We start from the raw sequence: 16,870 nt of genomic DNA on the forward strand, positions 1-16,870 counted from the left end.
TTATCAGGGGTGATTACTGGGTCCGTGTCTTTATGCTCGTCCTGCGTGCCGATCCAGACATGAGTAGGACGACGGATCGGCGCGTCGATCCCGAGGGTTCACCGAGGGCGGTGGTCGTCGACGACTCGCCGTTCATGCGCGGGTTAATCGCCGACCTGTTGACCGACGGCGGCGTGTCGGTCGTGGGTGAGGCCGGGGACGGCGCGGAGGCGGTGCGAGTCGTCGCACGGGAGCGCCCGGACGTGGTCACGATGGACGTTGAGATGCCCGGAATGAACGGGATCGAGGCCGTTGAGCGGATCATGGCGGAGACGCCGACGCCGGTGTTGATGCTTTCGGCATACACCGATGAGGGGGCATCCGTCACCTTCGAGGCGCTCGAACGGGGCGCGATCGACTTCTTCGCGAAACCCGGCGGGGAAATTTCGACCGGGGTCTCACAGCAGGCCGACCGCCTCGTGAAGGCGGTTCGATCGGTCGCGGACGCGGACCTCGATGCCGTCGTACGTGACGGGACTGAGTCGATGGCCGGCACGGTGGACACAGCGGACACGACGAACACGGCGACACCGCGGGCGACTCGGAACGCCGAGGAGCCGCTCACCGTCGTTATCGGCGCGTCGACCGGCGGCCCGAACGCGGTCGAACGTGTCATGTCGGCGCTGCCGGCGATGGACTGCCGGGTGTTGATCGTCCAGCACATGCCGGAGGCGTTCACCGCCCGGTTCGCGGCGCGTCTCGACGCGGCGTCCGCATACGACGTCTCGGAAGCGACCGACGGCGCACGGGTCGGGTCGGGGGAGGCGGTCGTCGCCCGCGGCGGGACCCACATGGAGGTGACCGGCTATCGGGCGGGACGGCTGCGGATCGGGCTCGAAGCTGACGATTCCCTTCCCGTCGCTCCAGCCGTCGACGTCACGATGCGATCGGCCGCCGAGACGATAGACGATCCGCTCGTCGGCGTGATCCTGACCGGAATGGGTTCGGACGGCGCAGCGGGGATCCGCGCGATGGCCGACGCCGGGGCGCGGACGCTCGCACAGAGCGAGGAGACCTGTGTGATCTACGGCATGCCGAAACGGGCCGTCGAGACGGGGGCCGTCGACGAGGTCCGCGACCTCGACGGCGTCGCAGAGGCGATCGTCGGGGGTGGTGCCTGATGGACGCCCACCGCGCGGCCTTCGTCGCGGAGGCCGAGGAGGGGATCACGGACCTCAACAACGCGCTGTTGGCGCTCGAGGCGGATCCCGAAGACGACGCCGCGATGGACGACGTCTTCCGCGTCGCACATACCCTGAAAGGGAACGCCGCCGCGATGGGCTATGACGACGTCTCCTCGTTCGGCCACGCGCTTGAGGACCTCCTCGATGCGATCCGCCAAGGCGAACGTGAGGTGACTCCCGAGGTCATGGACCTGCTCTTCGAGGGCGTCGACGTCGTCGAGGCGATGGTCGCCGAGATCGACGCGGACGGAGCGGTCGTGACCGATCCATCCGATGTCGAAGCCCGGCTCCGTGAAATGGAAGAACATGGGACGATCGGGGGTGCGGCGACCGACGCCGACATCGAATCATCTGGCTCCGATGAGGCGGACGCCGATGAGATCGACGACGCCCCCGAGACGGAGCTCAGCGAGGGCGGACAGGAAGACGATCCCGTCCCGCCGGTCCCGGATGCCGCGACGGTGCTCGACAGCGACACCGTTGTTTTTTGTGACGTTACGATCGGCGAGACGGCGATGGCGGGCGTCGATGCGACGTTCGTCATGCAGGCGCTTGAACGTGAATTCGACGGGTATGTCACTGACCCCGAGCCGGCGACGTTGGAGGCCGGCGAGTACGACGAGGGGTTCGATGTCTTCGTCGCCGCCGAGGATCCGGCGACCGTCGAGTCGACCCTGAACTCGCTTACGCAGGTCGAGGCCGTGGAGACGGCCTCCATCGGTGAGGGATCGGCTGAGGGGACGGCTCGGAACGAAGCGGCCGTCGAGGCTGTCGACGAAGCCGACGAGATTGTCGAGGAATCCGCCGAGAAAGCCGACGAGGATCGGCTCACTGATCGGGACGAAGAAGCCGACGACACGGAGCGTGCCGGGGACAGTGCCTCCGGGGCGTCGAAACGGAACGGAAGCGACCGCGACGAGATCAAATCGATCCGGGTCGACGTCGATCAAGTCGATGACCTCTATGGACTCGTCGAACAGCTCGTGACGAGCCGGATCAAGCTTCGACGGGAGCTCGAGGAGGCCGACATGGAGTCCGACGCCCTCGACGAGTTGGACAAGCTCGCATCCAGCCTGCAGGACACGGCGATGGATATGCGACTCATCCCGTTCTCACAGGTATCCGATTCGTTCCCCCGGCTGGTTCGTGATATCGCACGCGACGTCGACAAACGGGTGCAGTTCGACATCGAGGGCGACGACGTCGAACTCGATCGGACCATCCTCACCGAGATGCGCGATCCCCTCGTACACGTCCTGCGGAACGCCGTCGATCACGGGATCGAGCCGCCCGAGGCGCGTGAGGCAGCCGGGAAGGACCCGACCGGAAACGTCCTGTTGCGCGCCGAACGTGACCGTGACCACGTCGTCATCGAGGTCATCGACGACGGCGGCGGCCTCGACCCGGACGCGCTCCGCGAGAAGGCGGTCGCCGAGGGCGTCGAGAGCCGCGACACGGTCGCGGCGATGAGCGACGAGGAGGCCTATGACCTCGTCTTCCACCCCGGCTTCTCCACGGCCGAGGAGGTGACGGACGTCTCCGGCCGCGGGGTCGGCATGGACGTCGTCCGGACGACCGCCCGCGACCTCGACGGCTCCGTCTCGATCACGAGCGAGCCGGGCGAGGGAACGGTCGTCCGGTTCCGGCTGCCCGTCACCGTCGCCATCGTGAAGGTGATGTTCGTCGACGTCGCCGGGACCGAATACGGCATCCCGATCAAATCGATCGCCGAGGTCTCCCGCGCGAACGACGTCGAGGAGGTTCACGGCCGGGAGATCGTTCGCCACGAGGACGACCTGTATCCGGTGATCCGGCTCGGCGAGCGGCTCGAAACGGTCCCCGATTCGGCGAGCGGCTCGCACGGATCGGCGGGAACGAGCGGCTCCCGCGGGTCGGCGAGGACGCAATCGACGGGAGAAACCGACGATGGAGGCGTCCCGGTCGCCGCCGACGGCGGGGCGGACACACTGAACGCCGACGCCGCCACACCGAACGCCGACGCCGCCACACCGAACGCCGACGCCGCCACACCGAACGCCGACACGGCTGCACGGAATGCCGACGGGGCCAGTGTCGATGCGACCGCGACGGACGCCGGCATGCTCGTGCGGATCCGCGAGGAGACCCGTCGGGTCGCGCTCCACTGTGACGCCGTCTTGGATCAGGAGGAGGTCGTCGTGAAGCCGCTTGACGGGCCGCTCTCGGGAACGCCGGGGCTCAGCGGCACCGCGGTGTTAGGCGACGGCGACGTCGTGGCCGTCCTCGACGTGGTGAGCCTATGACCGGACGGACCGCCTTCGAGGGCGTCTTACGACAGATCACCGACTCCGTGCCGTTCGAACCCGGCTACTACAACGAGTCGTACCTCGACCGACGGATCACCGCCCGCATGCGCCGCCGCAATACCGACTCACACGCCGAGTACGAGCGGCTCCTCCGGGAGGACGAAACCGAGCGACAGGCGCTCATGGACGCGCTTACGATCAACGTGACCGGGTTCTTCAGGAACCCCGAGATGTGGGAGGTGCTCCGGGAGGTTCTCCGCAAACTCACCGCGAACCAACGACGCGTGCGGGTCTGGTCTGCGCCCTGTGCGGACGGCCGCGAGCCCTACTCGCTCGCGATGCTCGCCTGTGACGACGCCGAGATCGAGGAACGGCGGATCGAGATCCTCGGCTCGGACATCAGCGAGGAGGCGCTCGAAAACGCCCGGGAAGGCGTCTATCACACCACCCGGACGACGGATATCGCCGAGGAGCTTGCGCCGCTTTCTGACCCCGACCGATTCGTCGAACGCGAGGGTGACGACTTTCGGGTTCGATCCGCTCCACGCCGGCTGGTCACCTTCGAGACCCACGACCTCATTCGCGACGGCGCACGGGGGCCCTTCGACGTCGTGCTCTGCCGGAACCTGCTCATCTACATCGACGTCGATCACAAGGGAGCGCTCTTCGACACGCTCGAGACGTCGCTCACCGACCGCGGCGTCCTCGTCGTCGGGATGACCGAGAGTGTTCCGCCGGATCGCAGCGACCGGTACGAACCGATCGACAAGCGGAGACGGGTGTTCAGGAGGGCGTAATGTCGTTATACCAGTACGCGCGCGAGGGAAACGTCGAACGTCTGCGGGACGCGCTCGGAAGCGACAGCGCGGCGGTCAGAAAACGGGCGCTCGAGCTGCTCGGCGAACTCGCCGACGAGAACGACCAGGCGTCCATCGACGCGATCATGCGGGCGGCGATGGGCGACGCGGACGAGCAGGTCCGTGGTGCCGCCGTCGACGCGCTCGATGCGATCGGCCCGGATGCCGTCGAGCAGTTCCTCGCGGAGGTGACCGGGAGCAAGCGCTCGGAGGCGGACTGGGTCACGGCCGAGCGCTTCGCGCGGGCGCTCGGCGCCGAGCGACCCGAGCTTCGGATGGCCGCCGCGAACGCACTCGGCCGTCTCGGTGAACCGAGCACGCTGCCGGCGGTCGTGGAGGCGCTTTCGGATCCGGACCCGCGGGTTCGGCTGCGCGCCTGCCAGGCCTGTGGCGCCTTCGCGGACCCGCGGGCGATCCCGGCGCTCATTGAACGGCTGGAGGACGACCCGCGCGTCCGGCGGGCCGCGGCCAACGCGCTCGGCGGGATCGCGACGGATCGCGCGCTCGATCCGCTCATCGACCTCCTCGATGACGCGGATGAGTCGATCCGCCGTATCGCGGCGAGCGCGTTAGGCAAGGCGAACAACCCGCGGCCGGTCGAACCGCTTGCGCGGGCGCTCGGCGACGAGAGTGCCATCGTGCGGAACGCCGCGGTTTACTCCGTCATCGAGCTGCTCTCGAACGTCCCGACGAAACACAGCCACGACGTCCGCGATCGGGTCGTCTCGGAGCTGAAAGCCGCCGACGACGAGACCGTCGTCGAGCCGCTCGTCGAGATCCTCACCCAGGGTCGACAGACGAGACAGCGTCGCAACGCGGCGTGGATCCTCGGTCGCGTGGCGGAGCCCGACTCGGAAGTGGCCGTCGCCGCGCTCGCCGACGCGCTCGCCGATGACGACGCACAGACGGCACAGTTCGCCGCGACCAGCCTCAGATCGCTCGGCGGCACGACGGTCGAGACGGAGCTCCTCGGGCGACTGGATTCGGAACATCCGGACGACGTGCGGGCAAAGGCCGTGTTCGTGCTCGGGGCGATCGGCGGGCAGGAGACGTTGAATCGGATCGAGGAACTGACCAACGACGAGAGCAAGGCGGTCAGAAAGCGCGCGTTCTCGGCCGTCTCGAAACTCCGCGCGGGAGGGGTATAAATGTCGAACGGACAAGGAGAGTACAAGATCGCCGACGTACAGGCGCGGTTCGCGGTCGCCGTTCGCGACGGTCGGCCGGTGAACGACGTCTCGTGGACGCCCGGACGGGTGCTCCTTTCGAACCGCCGACTGGTGCTCGCAGGCAACGACGGGAAACGGACCATTCCGCTCTCGAAGCTGCAGGGACTCGGCGGGCGACACGACGCCAACCAAGCGATCACGCGCGTCTCGAATTACGTGAGCTTCGATCTGGGCGAGCAGGTGCTCATCGTCGCCGCGAGCGACCACGAGGCGTTCGAACGCGACGTCTACCGCGCGTTGCTCAACCAGCGGACGGTGTTGGCGAAACACCCGGCGGTCGCCGGCGGCGTCGTCCAGGATACCGAATGGGAGCAGGCGCGGGTGAAGATCGACGAGAACGGCCTGAACGCCGCGACCGAAAGCGGCGCGTTCGTCCACTTCGACCTCGATGACATCAGCGGACTTGAGGCGGCTAAACGGACCGTTCAGGGCGAGAAAAAACCCGTGATCGAGGTCTCCCACACCGACAGCGACGGCACGAGCATCGAGACACACATCGCCGGCGAGCCACAGCGCGTTCGGTTCGTGACGGCGTGGCTAAAGAAGGGCGAGGAGCGCTCCTCGACGAACGTGGACCTCACGAACCAGGACCGGGAGGTTCTCATGGCGCTGTACTCCGGTGTCTCACCCTTCGAGATCCCCGGATTCCTCGGGCTCGACGTCGACGTCGTCGAGGAGACCTTCGAGAAGCTGATCGAGTTGGAAGTCGTCGAGGAGGTCCGGGTACGTCGTGAAGTCTCGCTCAACTCGCGTGGCCGCAACATCGCCAGCGAGGCGATGAACGAGCAGTAGCACGGGCGTTTCGACGGATACAAACGACGACGGGGCCGACAGCAGGCCGGACCGCCGCTCAGGCGTTAACGGACTCCAGATACGTCGTCACGACCATCTGTCCCTTCCTGGTGAGCGTCAGCCCCGATTCGCCGTCGACGATGAGCGCGTCCTCGCGAAGCGAATCGAGGATCATCGACGTCTGGGTGACGTCCCCGGTGACCACGTCCGCGACGTCGACCTCGCCGCCGGCGGAGTAGATGGAGACGAGGATCTCCAGCTGTTCTTCGGTCGGATCGAGGGATTCGACCTCGGTTTGAACCTCCTCGTACTCCAGTCTGAGGTATCGACCGAGCAGGTTGAGCGTCCGTTCGTCGGGAACGGTCACGATGGACGTGACGGTCCGTGTGTTCGGGACGTGTCTGAAGACGAGGGCGGGACGGTTCTTCCCGCCGAGCGTCCGATCGGTCCGTTCGAAGTCGATGACCGTCGAGAGGTCGACGGAGAACGGCTCCGGGCAGTCTATGAACCCGAGCGCCCCCTGTGAGAGCTTGACGGCGGCGGTGTGATCGGTGGCACCGGTGACACGGCCACCGACCTTCGCCGGGTGACGCACGGTCACGGTGACGCCCCGAAGCAGCGCCTTGAACAGGATCCGGATGAACCGCTCCATGTCGTCCTCCTCACCTTCGACCATCGCGGTCCGTCGGGACGAACCGACCTGATACGCGATGGTGACCGTATCGCTGAAGAAACTCCGGAGGTCGTTCGGAACCATCCCGACGGCGACGTCGAAGACCGCGGACAGCGGGATCGTCGTCTTCGCGTCCGCCGTCGCGAGAACGAGCCGACGCTGGCTCAAGAGGATACGGCCGGTGACCGGCTCGTCGGCCCCGATATCGGGGGTGTGTAGCCGACCGACGAAATCCGCGACGACAGACTCCTCCATCGGTACTCCCTGCGTTGGCGCTGCCCTTTAGGGTTGCCCACACGGTATCAAAACTGAAAACCGGTCCCGAGGGATGGTCCCTCGATGACCGGTCCGGCGCCGTTCCGGAGGGAACAGCAAAGCCTAATGAGGTGGGCTTCAAACCGTCAGGTGATGCCCACCGTAGAATACCTCAATTACGAAGTGCTCGACGACCACGGCTGGTCGCTCGACGACGACGACCTCTTCGCGGAGGCCGCAGACGCCGGTCTCGGCGACGAGGACTATGGGTCGCTCGAGGTGAATCAGGGCGAATACATCCTTGAAGCCGCCGAGGCGCAAGGGTTCGATTGGCCGTTCTCGTGCCGCGCCGGCGCCTGTGCGAACTGTGCCGCCATCGTCAAGGAGGGCGACATCGAGATGGACATGCAGCAGATCCTCTCCGATGAGGAAGTCGAAGAGAAGGACGTCCGCCTGACCTGCATCGGCAGCCCCGCTGCCGACGAGGTCAAGATCGTCTACAACGCAAAGCACCTCGATTACCTCCAGAACCGCGTCATCTGAGACGACGGACGCCGTCGCGACCCGATTTTTATTTGATCAACCGACCACGAGCGTAAGCGATCGAACCGCGGTCACGAACCATCGAACGACGGCCACCACGTCGTTTATCGATCTGCTCGGCGACGAGCGAAGACGAACTCGGAGCTGCTCCCCAGCGGGTCGTCCGCGGTAGCGGTCTCCACCTCGCTAAATCCCGCCTCACGAAGCTTGGCGAGCGTCCGCTCCCGACCGGGCGAGGAGAAGAACATCCGGCCGCCCATCCATCCGCGTCTGACCGTCTCGAATCGGCCACTCGGCAGCGTCATCAACAGCCGCCCGCCGGGCCGGAGCACCCGCGCGAACTCCGTGTATACCCGCGGATGGTCCGCTCGTGGAACGTGAAAGACCGCGTAGTAGGCCGTGATCGCATCGAAGGTCGCGTCGCGAAACGGCAACTCGGAAAGCTCACCCTGCGCGAGCCGAGCGGCCGGGGCCGTCCCGCTCGCGAGCGCGAGTCCACGCCGGGAGATGTCGAGCCCGACGCTTCCGTCCGGAAGGTTCGCGAGGGTTCGCGCGCCGTCCCCACAGCCCACGTCGAGCACCTCCGGATCCGAGGGCAGGAGCTCTAGCAGGTCGTCGATCAACGCCGCATCCGAGCCGGTCGGGTCGCGGCGTTCAGCATACCGCTCCGCGACCGACTCCCACGCCCGGCGAACCTCGTTTCGGTCCATGTCATATCGAAGGGCGCGGGGGATATGATTCCACGGCGGTGGCCCGCCGCTCGCGCCGTCGGGAACGGAACGAGCGCGAGAGACGGACGGGGCGTGGCCGGCGCTTCGTGTACGTTTTTACTCCCGCGCCCGTAGCGTGACCGTGAAACAAACCGGCCTTTTCCACCTCGCTGCGACCGCGGCCGTCGGCGTCGGGATCCTCGTGAGCGACCAACTCCTCACGGCGGGGTTGCTGATCCTCGGACTGCTCCTGTTCGTCGCCGGGATCGTGATCGCCCGTCGGGACGATGGCGACGATGTCGATACCCCCGACGGGACCGAACTCGTCGACGACTGAGCCCGAGAGGGGAGACGCGAGCGCGACGGACGACAGACCCGTCACGGGCGACGTGAACGCTGACTTTTAAATAGGGGCGGATGGGGCGCCGGTTACCACGCAGACCAGGCTGTCAACGTCTCGTCGCGGGCGTACACCCGCTTGAGATCTTTTGCATACGCCATATCGCCGCGGTGGTCGAGCTTTTCGTGACGGTACGCCGGGGCGTCATCGCGGATCTGTAGTCCCTCGATCGTGAACTCCTCATCGCCGAACTCGACGGTCTCGCCGACTTTGAACTCGTAATCGCCGGGGACGTTCACGCGAAGCGATCGGGTCCCATCGGGGTCGTTCGCCCCCTCTTTCGGGTGGAGCGTCACGTCGACGCCGACGTTGTCGACCGCGCGGGTCCACAGGGTCTCGATATCGGTGACGTCTGCCTCCTCAACGCGGGTTTCCGGACCGACCTCGATTCCCGTGATCCGCACCTGCATCAACGCCTCGGGCGTGTCGACGACGAACTCGTCGGTCTCGGCGACGTAGGTGTCCGCCGGGACGGCCATCTCCGTGGTGAACGACTCGCCATCCTGTGAGACGACGATCCGCAACGGCGTCGTCTCCTCCTCGGGGATCGCTACTTTATGCGTGTGGCTACACTCCTCACAGCGGACCGTCGAGTGACCGCCCGGTTTCAACACCTCGTGAACGGTCGGCTCGCCCGGCGAACAGGACGGGCAGGCGAGACCGACCCGGTCTCCAGCGTCTGTCATGCCGCGTCGTTCCCGTCGCGCACCTAAATATTCGCCCCTGTGGCGGGCCGCATGTGGAGAGGTGGCGTACCACGCGTGGACCGGGGACAGGGACGGGGGCGACGCTCGCGCCGCGAGGGAAACTGGTTTATTGGAGTCGGCGGAACGGACGGCCATGATCGTATCCGGGTCGAGTTCCCAGCTGCTCGCGGCCGCGCTCGCGGACGAAACCGGCCACGAGCTGGCGACGGCGACGTACGACCGGTTCCCGGACGGCGAACAGCTCGCCGCCGTGCCGGCCTTCGAGGGCGAGGAGGCGGTGGTCGTCTCGTCGACCGCCTCCGATGCGGCGTGGGTCGAACTGCTGCAGCTCCAGGACGCCGTTCGTGAGGCCGGTGCGAACGAGATCACCACCGTCGTGCCGTACATGGGCTACGCCAGACAGGATCGGGCGTTCCGTGACGGCCAGCCGATCTCGGCGCGGGCGATGGCGCGAGCGATCTCGACCGGCACGGACCGTGTCGTACTCGTGAACCCGCACGAACCGGCGGTCGCCGAGTTCTACGACGTTCCCGTCACGGTCGCCGATGCGGCCGCGACGCTGGCCGATCCGCTCACGGACCTCACCGATCCCGTGTTTTTAGCACCCGACGCCGGCGCGGAGGGGATCGCGGAGACGGTCAGGGACGCCCACGGCGCGGGCGAGACGGACTACTTCGAGAAACGACGGGATCGGGAGACCGGCGAGATCGAGATCACCCCCTCTGACGCGCCCGTTTCGGGCCGCGACGTCGTCGTCGTTGACGACATCGTGGCGACGGGATCGACGATGAGCGAGGCCGTGAGCGTGCTCCGCGAGCGCGGTGCGGAACGGCTGGTCGCGGCGTGCGTTCACCCCGTACTCGTCGCGAACGCGACGACGAAGCTACGGGCGGCTGGTGTCGACCGACTGATCGGTACCGACACCGTCGAACGCGGCTGCAGCGTCGTCAGCGCCGCTCCGGCGATCGGAGACGCGCTGAAGTAACGCGTCACGGAGCGAACGGCCGCTTAGGTCATCTCGAAGCCTTCCCGTCGCAACAGCACGACCATCGTCACACCCGAGATCAGGATCAAAAGCAACGCGGGTATCGCCGCATAGCGATACGCGAGCGCGTCGTGTGCCTGCCAGACTTTGATGACGAGCGTGTCCATACCGATCGGCTGGAGCATGAGCGTCATCGGCAGCTCCTTCATCGTGGTCAAAAAGACCAGCACGGCACCGGCGACCATCCCGGGAGCGATCAGCGGAAGGGTGACGCGCCGGAACGTCTCGATGCGTCCGGCGTCAAGTGAACGAGCGGCCTCCAGCGTCTCATCGTCGATCTGTAGCACCGAGGATCGGACGGTTCCGACGGCCTGTGGGAGGAAGCGGACGACGTAGCCGAACACGAGCAGCCAGACGCCCTGCCGGTAGAGCGAGGGGAGCGTGCGGGTGCCGAGAAAGACCAGCGCGAGCCCGATCACGACGCCGGGAACCGCGAACCCGAGGTACGTCGCCCGTTCGAGCACGCGGGAAACGAACGAATTCGTGCGCCCGGAGTAGTAGGCGACGGGTACCGCAAAGATGCACGCGGCGAGCGCGGCGAGCCCGGCGAGATACACCGAATTGAACGCCACCACCGACTGGAACTCCAGTGCGGGGATCCGGTCGCCCTCGCTTCGGAGCAACCAGCCGACGAAGATCGACACGGGAACGACCAGGGTGAGGACCCCGATGGAGGCGATGGAACCCATAGCCGGCCACTTCCAGTAGCCGAGCCGGAGCGTGCTCCCCCGCTTGCGCCCGCCGCTCGCGTCCGTATCCTGGCCGATACCCGCCTCGATCACGAGGATGACCGCGACGATGGCGATGAGTTGGAGCGCAAGCAACGCGGCGTACTCGACGGCGAAGTTGTTGAACTCGGCGTAGATCCGATTGGTGAACACGTTCGCCTGCATGAACGCGGGCGTGCCGAAATCGGAGATCGCATACAGCGCGGTCAACAGCGCGCCGGCGGCGATGCCGGGACGGATGAGCGGAAACGTCACCCGTCGGAACGCCGCGACGGGACCATGGTTCAAGGTTCGGGCCGCATCGATGAGCGAGTCGTCCATCGACACGAGCGCGGCACGGGTCGTCAGGAAAACGTACGGATACGTGTAGAGGGTGATGATGAAGATCGAGCCGGAAAGCCCCTGAATGCGGGGGATCGTCATCCCGAGCACGGAGTCGACCTGCCCGCCGGAGCCGAACATCGAGACGAACGCGATCGCCCCGATATAGCTCGGAATGACGAGCGGCAAGGCGGCGACGATCGTCCAGAATCGGGGGTACGGGAGGTCGGTCTGTGTCGTCAGGATGGCGAGCGGGACGCCGATCAGGATCGATGCCGCCGTCACCGCCGTCATGAGGACGAGGCTGTTGAGCGTGACCCCGGCCGTCGCCGAGGAGAAGATCAACTCCGTCGCGCGGGCGACCTCCACGGTGGCCGCCTGCCAGAGCAGCCAGGCCATCGGCGAAACGATGAGGATCGCGAAGACGGCGCTGATGGCGGCGACGGCGACCATCCACGGATCGATCCCGCGGAGACGGCTCTGGACCGCATCCGGCGACCATCGATCCGTGCGTGGTGTGCGTCGGCCCATGACTGACGGTCGGTGCGTATCGGCCGGCTACGCCCGCGGCGCGTTTGACTCTTCTGAGTCGTCGATCCGGCGTGCTGGCTGCGCTCGTCTCTCGATTCACCGTCTCGGAACTCGGTTCAGACCTCCATCCCTTCCTCTTCGAGGAGCCGGCTCGCGCTCTGTAAGTCCATATCGAATCCCGAAAGGTCGAACTCGGGGGAGTCGAGGTCTGCGGGATTGGGAAGGTCGCCGACGTAGTCGACGCCCTCGATAACGGGAAACTCCCCGTTATCCTCCATCATCGCTTCCTGTCCCTCAATGGCGAGGAGGTGACGCACGAACTCGGCCACGAGTTCGGGGTCGTCGACGGTGGGGGTGGCCGCGACGCCCGCGACGCTGAAGAGCGCCCCCGCGTCGCCTTGGGTGAAAGTCACGCGGATCGGGGCGGTGGGATCCTCATTGACGAGCCGCGCGCCGTAATAGCTGTTGCCGAGCGCGAAGATCGGGTCGTCGTCGCCGCCGCGGTTGATCGCCTCCGCCTGATCGCTCCCGCCGGAGAACAACTGCGGATCCTGATCCATGAAATCACGCACCCACCCGCGGGTGGTCTCCTCACCTTCGAGCTCGACCATCGCCTGGATAAACCCGCGGAACGTGCCGGAGTTCGGACGCGTCGAGATGATCCCCTCGAAACGGGAATCCTCGGCGTACGCGAAGATGTCGCTCGGCAGGTCGTCCGCGTCATCGAAGTCCGTCTCATCGAGCCGGTCCTCGTTATACAGGATCGAGCGAACCCGTCCGCTGACCCCGGTCCAGAGCCCGTCCGGATGGCGGTAGCTCGCGGGGACCGCGTCGACGACATCCGCGGGAAGCGCCTGCACGAGGTCCTCGGCCCTGACCGCCTCAAGCGCGCCGGGGTCCTGCGAGTAAAACACGTCGGCGGGAGTGGCCTCGCCCTCCTGCATAAGCGAGTTGACCTGTGTGTTGTTGTCGTCGTAGTCGCGGCCGATCGTCAGGTCGTCGTACCGTTCCTCCAAGGCGTCAAAGACGAGGTCGATCTGGTCCGCGGTCCGCCCGGAGTAGATGGTGAGTTCCCCTTCGAGGTCGCCGAGGTCGTCCCACGTGACGCCCGAGGAAGTGACCGGTTCACCGAGCGGTTCGGCGTCCGCGACGGCACCCGCCGGATTGCCGCCATTCCCACCGAGACAACCGGCGAGCCCGGTGAGCCCCGCAACGGATGCACCGGCCGCGGCGAGAAACGGCCGGCGGCCGATCGTGTGGTCGCGCCCACGCTGGTTGTCCTCCATGCGTGGATTTAGGTTAACCTAAAAGTAAATGCCTGTCGGTCGCCGCCGACTACCGGTTGAGCGTGTGGATCGCCTGTCCGAGGGCGTTCTCGGCGGCCTCCATCACCGCCTCCGAGAGCGTCGGATGCGTGTGGGTCGTCCCCGTCACGTCCTCCAGTGTGGCCCCCATCTCGACGGCGAGGGCGACCTCCGCGATAAGCTCCGACGCCTCCGGGCCGACGATCTGCCCGCCGAGCACGAAGCCGGTCCCGTCGTCCGCGACGATCCGAACGAACCCGTCGGTGTGTCCGGTGGTCAGCGCGCGGCCGGAGCCCATGAACGGCATCTCGCCGACGACCGGGTCGAACCCCGCTTCCGCCGCCTCCGATTCAGTCATCCCGACGGTGCCGATCTCCGGGTCGGTAAAGACCGCGGCGGGGACCGCCTGTCGGTCGAGCGCGGCCGGTTCACCCGCGATGGTCTCGGCGGCGACGATCCCTTCAACCGAGGCGACGTGGGCGAGCATCGGCTCGCCGGCGACGTCGCCGACCGCGTGGATATGCTCGACGTCGGTCCGGGCGCGATCGTCGGTCTCGATGAAGCCCCGATCGGTCGTCTCGATGCCGGCGCGTTCCAGATCGAGCGTGTCGGTGACGGGCTGCCGGCCGACGGCGACGAGGATCTTGTCGGCCGCGTAGGTGGACCCGCCGTCGGTATCGTCGACATCGGCGTCCGTGTCGCTGTCCTCGGTCTCCCGATCCTCGTCGCCATCGGTACCATCCTCGTCGCCATCGGTACCATCCTCGTCGCCATCGGCACCCTCCTCGACGGGCTCGGTGTGGAGGAGATAGCCGCCGTCGGCACCCTCCGACCAACCGGTCGCGCCCTCCCCGAAGTGGAACTCGATCCCGAGGTCCTCGGCACGTTTCCGAACCACGCGAGCGATGTCGTCCTCGTATGGGCCGAGGATGTCATCGAGCATCTCGATCACCCGAACCTCGGCGCCGAGTTTCGCATAGACCGTCGCGAGCTCCATCCCGATGTAGCCGCCCCCGACGATCGCGAGTCGATCCGGAACGGACTCGGCCGCGAGCGCGTCCGCGGAGGTCCAGATGTGGTCCTCGCTGAACGCGAAGCCGGGGATCTCGATCGGCCGCGACCCGGTCGCGATGATCGCGTGCTCGAAGGAGAGCGACTCCGAGCCCTGACCGTCGCCGCCGTGGGCGACGCGGACCGTGTGTTCGTCGACGAACGACGCCTCCCCCTCGATGAGGTTCACGCGGTTCGCTTTACAGAGCTTCTCGACGCCGCTCGTGAGTCGATCGACGATCCCGTCCTTCCAGTCGACGGTCTTCGCGAAGTCGACGGCGGGATCCGCGTGGATCCCCATCGACTCCGCGTTACCCGCCTCGTGGGCCAGGTCCGTCGCCGTGATGAGCGCCTTCGAAGGGATACAGCCCCGGTTGAGACAGGCGCCGCCGTAGGCGTCCCGTTCGACGAGCGTCGTGTCGAGGCCGCGTTGGGCGGCCCGGATCGCGGCGACGTAGCCGCCCGGCCCCGCGCCGATCACCAGTACCTCCGTTCCCGTCGTGACGTCTCCGACGACCATACTATCGTTCCTCCATCGCTGGGTATTTTTGTGAGTTCATTCGGTTAGCAACAGCAGGGGATTCTCCAAGTGGTCCTGTACCGTGTTCGCGAACGCCGCCGCCTCCGCACCGTCGACGACCCGGTGGTCGATCGACAGCGACAGCGGCAGCGTCGGGGCCGGGACGACCGTCGATCCGTCCGCCTCATCGAGGAAGCCGCCGTCGACGTCGGCGTGACTGCGGACGACCGGCCGCTCCTCGATCGCGCCGAGCCCGAGGATCGCCGTCTCCGGGTAGTTGATGATGGGCGTCGCGTACTCGCCGCCGATCGCCCCGAAGTTCGTGAGCGTGAACGTCCCGCCCTTCATCTCCGCCGGGGTGATCTCGCGCTCGCGGGCGCGGGCGGCGAGGTCGTTCACCTCGTCGGCCAGCTCGAACAGACCCTTTGTATCCACGTCCCGGACGACGGGGACCATCAGGCCGGCGTCGGTCGCGACCGCGATCCCGAGGTTGTACTCGCCTTTGATCAGGATCTCCTCGTCCTCCTCGCGAAGTTCGCTGTTCAACTGCGGGTACGCCTTCAGCCCGGCGACGACCGCCTTCATCACGAACGGCATGTAGGTGAGTTTCACCCCGGCCGCCTCCGCCTTTGGCTTGAGTTCGGCGCGAGCGTCGACGAGCGCGTCCACCTCCGCCGTGTCGTGATGGGTGACGTGTGGGGCGGTGAACTTCGACTGCTCCATCCGCTTGCCGATCGTCCGGCGGACCCCACGGTACGGGATCCGGTCGATGACGGTGCCTTCAGGGTCGGCGGCGGTCGCTCCGGCCGTGCAGGCCGCTTCTGCCGCGTCCGTCGCTTCCGCAGCTCCCGTTACGTCCGTGGGCGGTGCCGACGACGCGTCCGCCTCCGCGTAGGCGCGTACCGCCGCCTCGTCGACGAACGGCTCGCCCTCGCGGGTGCGGTCGGTCGGCACGTCGTCGACCTCGACGCCGAACTCGCGCGCCAGCTTCCGCGTCGCCGGCGCGGCGAGCGTCCGATCCCGTCCCGCCGGTTCGGTTGCGGTTGCCCCCGCCGATGCCCCGCCCGCAGCGGCGTCCGAGTCGTCGCCGCCCCCGCGTTTCGTCACCGCGGATCCCCGATCCTCCGATCCGATGTCGATGGGCTTCGGGGTGGGTGCGTCGTCCGCTTCGTCGTCCGCGGAATCCGTTTCCTCGTCAGCGTACGCGCGAACGTCCGACTCGCCCACCCGGCCACCCGGGCCGCTCCCGTCGACCGCGGCGAGGTCGACGCCCAGTTCGCGAGCGAGCCGCCGGACCGACGGCGGCGCGAAGGTTCGACCGCCGGGAGCGACGGCGTCCGCATCGTCGGCAGCGTCGGTGTCGTCGGCTACATCGGTGTCGTCGACCTCGGCCTCGCTCGGCTCGGCGGGACCGTCGTCCGTGTCGGCCGCCGACTCGGGGGCCTCATCGTCCTCATCGACGCGGAACGAGATGATCACGTTTCCGACGGGAACGATCTCGCCTTCCTCGGCGAACAGCTCCTCGACGACCCCGTCGTATCGCGAGGGTACCTCCACGAGGGCCTTGTCCGTCTCGACCTCCGCGACCGGCTGATCCTCCTCGACGCGGTCGCCGGGTTCGACCAACCAGGTGACGAGTTCGCCCTCGGCGACGCCCTCGCCAACGTCGGGTAATTTGAATTCCTTGATGGCCATGA

At 67.0% G+C, this 16,870-nt stretch carries 15 protein-coding genes; 8 read left to right on the forward strand and 7 right to left on the reverse strand.

What is annotated here, in order from left to right; translation table 11 throughout:
* Positions 1-59: 59 nt before the first annotated feature.
* From cheB to CHB65_RS06000, 5 genes are read left to right on the forward strand one after another with little or no spacing between them, the layout of a single operon-like run.
* Positions 60-1,160, forward strand: a complete 1,101-nt coding sequence (cheB, locus tag CHB65_RS05980; RefSeq protein ID WP_245809911.1) for a chemotaxis-specific protein-glutamate methyltransferase CheB — start codon at positions 60-62, stop codon at positions 1,158-1,160.
* Positions 1,160-3,505 carry a chemotaxis protein CheA gene (locus CHB65_RS05985; RefSeq protein ID WP_089384151.1) on the forward strand — a complete coding sequence of 782 codons (2,346 nt, stop codon included), beginning with the start codon at positions 1,160-1,162 and terminating at the stop codon, positions 3,503-3,505. The genes cheB and CHB65_RS05985 overlap by 1 nt, the downstream gene beginning before the upstream one ends.
* Positions 3,502-4,305 (forward strand): CheR family methyltransferase, encoded by an 804-nt coding sequence (locus tag CHB65_RS05990; RefSeq protein WP_089384152.1) that lies wholly within the window; start codon positions 3,502-3,504, stop codon positions 4,303-4,305. Before CHB65_RS05985 ends, CHB65_RS05990 begins: the two co-directional genes overlap by 4 nt.
* A complete protein-coding gene (locus CHB65_RS05995) occupies positions 4,305-5,513 on the forward strand; it encodes a HEAT repeat domain-containing protein (RefSeq protein ID WP_089384153.1) in 1,209 nt (402 codons plus the stop codon). The genes CHB65_RS05990 and CHB65_RS05995 overlap by 1 nt, the downstream gene beginning before the upstream one ends.
* Positions 5,514-6,386: a CheF family chemotaxis protein gene (locus CHB65_RS06000; RefSeq protein ID WP_089384154.1), complete on the forward strand. Its 873-nt coding sequence runs from the start codon at positions 5,514-5,516 to the stop codon at positions 6,384-6,386. It abuts the gene before it with no gap.
* A gap of 58 nt (positions 6,387-6,444) precedes the next feature.
* Here the strand turns inward: CHB65_RS06000 and CHB65_RS06005 are convergent, their stop codons facing one another.
* On the reverse strand, positions 6,445-7,314 hold the full coding sequence (locus tag CHB65_RS06005) for a CheF family chemotaxis protein (RefSeq protein ID WP_089384155.1): 870 nt from the start codon (positions 7,312-7,314) through the stop codon (positions 6,445-6,447).
* Positions 7,315-7,467: 153 nt separating this feature from the next.
* Between CHB65_RS06005 and fer the strand changes: the two genes are divergently transcribed.
* Entirely contained in the window at positions 7,468-7,857 is a 390-nt protein-coding gene (gene fer / locus CHB65_RS06010) for a ferredoxin Fer (protein WP_089384156.1), read from the forward strand.
* Positions 7,858-7,961: 104 nt separating this feature from the next.
* Here fer and CHB65_RS06015 read toward each other — a convergent pair whose 3' ends face one another.
* Positions 7,962-8,567, reverse strand: coding sequence for a class I SAM-dependent methyltransferase (locus tag CHB65_RS06015; protein ID WP_089384157.1), 606 nt, complete (start codon positions 8,565-8,567; stop codon positions 7,962-7,964).
* A 142-nt stretch (positions 8,568-8,709) separates the two neighbouring features.
* Between CHB65_RS06015 and CHB65_RS06020 the strand changes: the two genes are divergently transcribed.
* Entirely contained in the window at positions 8,710-8,904 is a 195-nt protein-coding gene (locus tag CHB65_RS06020; RefSeq protein WP_089384158.1) for a hypothetical protein, read from the forward strand.
* Between the two features lie 92 nt (positions 8,905-8,996).
* Here the strand turns inward: CHB65_RS06020 and CHB65_RS06025 are convergent, their stop codons facing one another.
* The gene (locus tag CHB65_RS06025; protein ID WP_089384159.1) at positions 8,997-9,653 is read right to left on the reverse strand and encodes an HVO_0476 family zinc finger protein; all 657 of its coding nucleotides are present in this window, start codon (positions 9,651-9,653) and stop codon (positions 8,997-8,999) included.
* Positions 9,654-9,807: 154 nt separating this feature from the next.
* Here CHB65_RS06025 and prs point away from each other — a divergent pair, with 154 nt between their 5' ends.
* Positions 9,808-10,659 carry a ribose-phosphate diphosphokinase gene (gene prs, locus CHB65_RS06030; protein WP_089384160.1) on the forward strand — a complete coding sequence of 284 codons (852 nt, stop codon included), beginning with the start codon at positions 9,808-9,810 and terminating at the stop codon, positions 10,657-10,659.
* A gap of 23 nt (positions 10,660-10,682) precedes the next feature.
* On the opposite strand, the gene CHB65_RS06035 is transcribed toward prs, so the two are convergent.
* The 4 genes from CHB65_RS06035 to CHB65_RS06050 all read right to left on the reverse strand — a co-directional run bounded on the left by CHB65_RS06035 (position 10,683) and on the right by CHB65_RS06050 (position 16,868).
* Positions 10,683-12,221: an ABC transporter permease gene (locus tag CHB65_RS06035; RefSeq protein WP_394335411.1), complete on the reverse strand. Its 1,539-nt coding sequence runs from the start codon at positions 12,219-12,221 to the stop codon at positions 10,683-10,685.
* 194 nt (positions 12,222-12,415) lie between these two features.
* A complete protein-coding gene (locus CHB65_RS06040) occupies positions 12,416-13,585 on the reverse strand; it encodes an extracellular solute-binding protein (protein WP_089384162.1) in 1,170 nt (389 codons plus the stop codon).
* A gap of 49 nt (positions 13,586-13,634) precedes the next feature.
* On the reverse strand, positions 13,635-15,173 hold the full coding sequence (locus tag CHB65_RS06045; protein ID WP_089384163.1) for a dihydrolipoyl dehydrogenase family protein: 1,539 nt from the start codon (positions 15,171-15,173) through the stop codon (positions 13,635-13,637).
* Between the two features lie 36 nt (positions 15,174-15,209).
* A complete protein-coding gene (locus tag CHB65_RS06050) occupies positions 15,210-16,868 on the reverse strand; it encodes a dihydrolipoamide acetyltransferase family protein (protein WP_089384164.1) in 1,659 nt (552 codons plus the stop codon).
* Positions 16,869-16,870 lie beyond the last annotated feature (2 nt).

The organism is Halorubrum vacuolatum (assembly GCF_900188065.1).
Taxonomy (GTDB): Archaea; Halobacteriota; Halobacteria; order Halobacteriales; family Haloferacaceae; genus Halorubrum; species Halorubrum vacuolatum.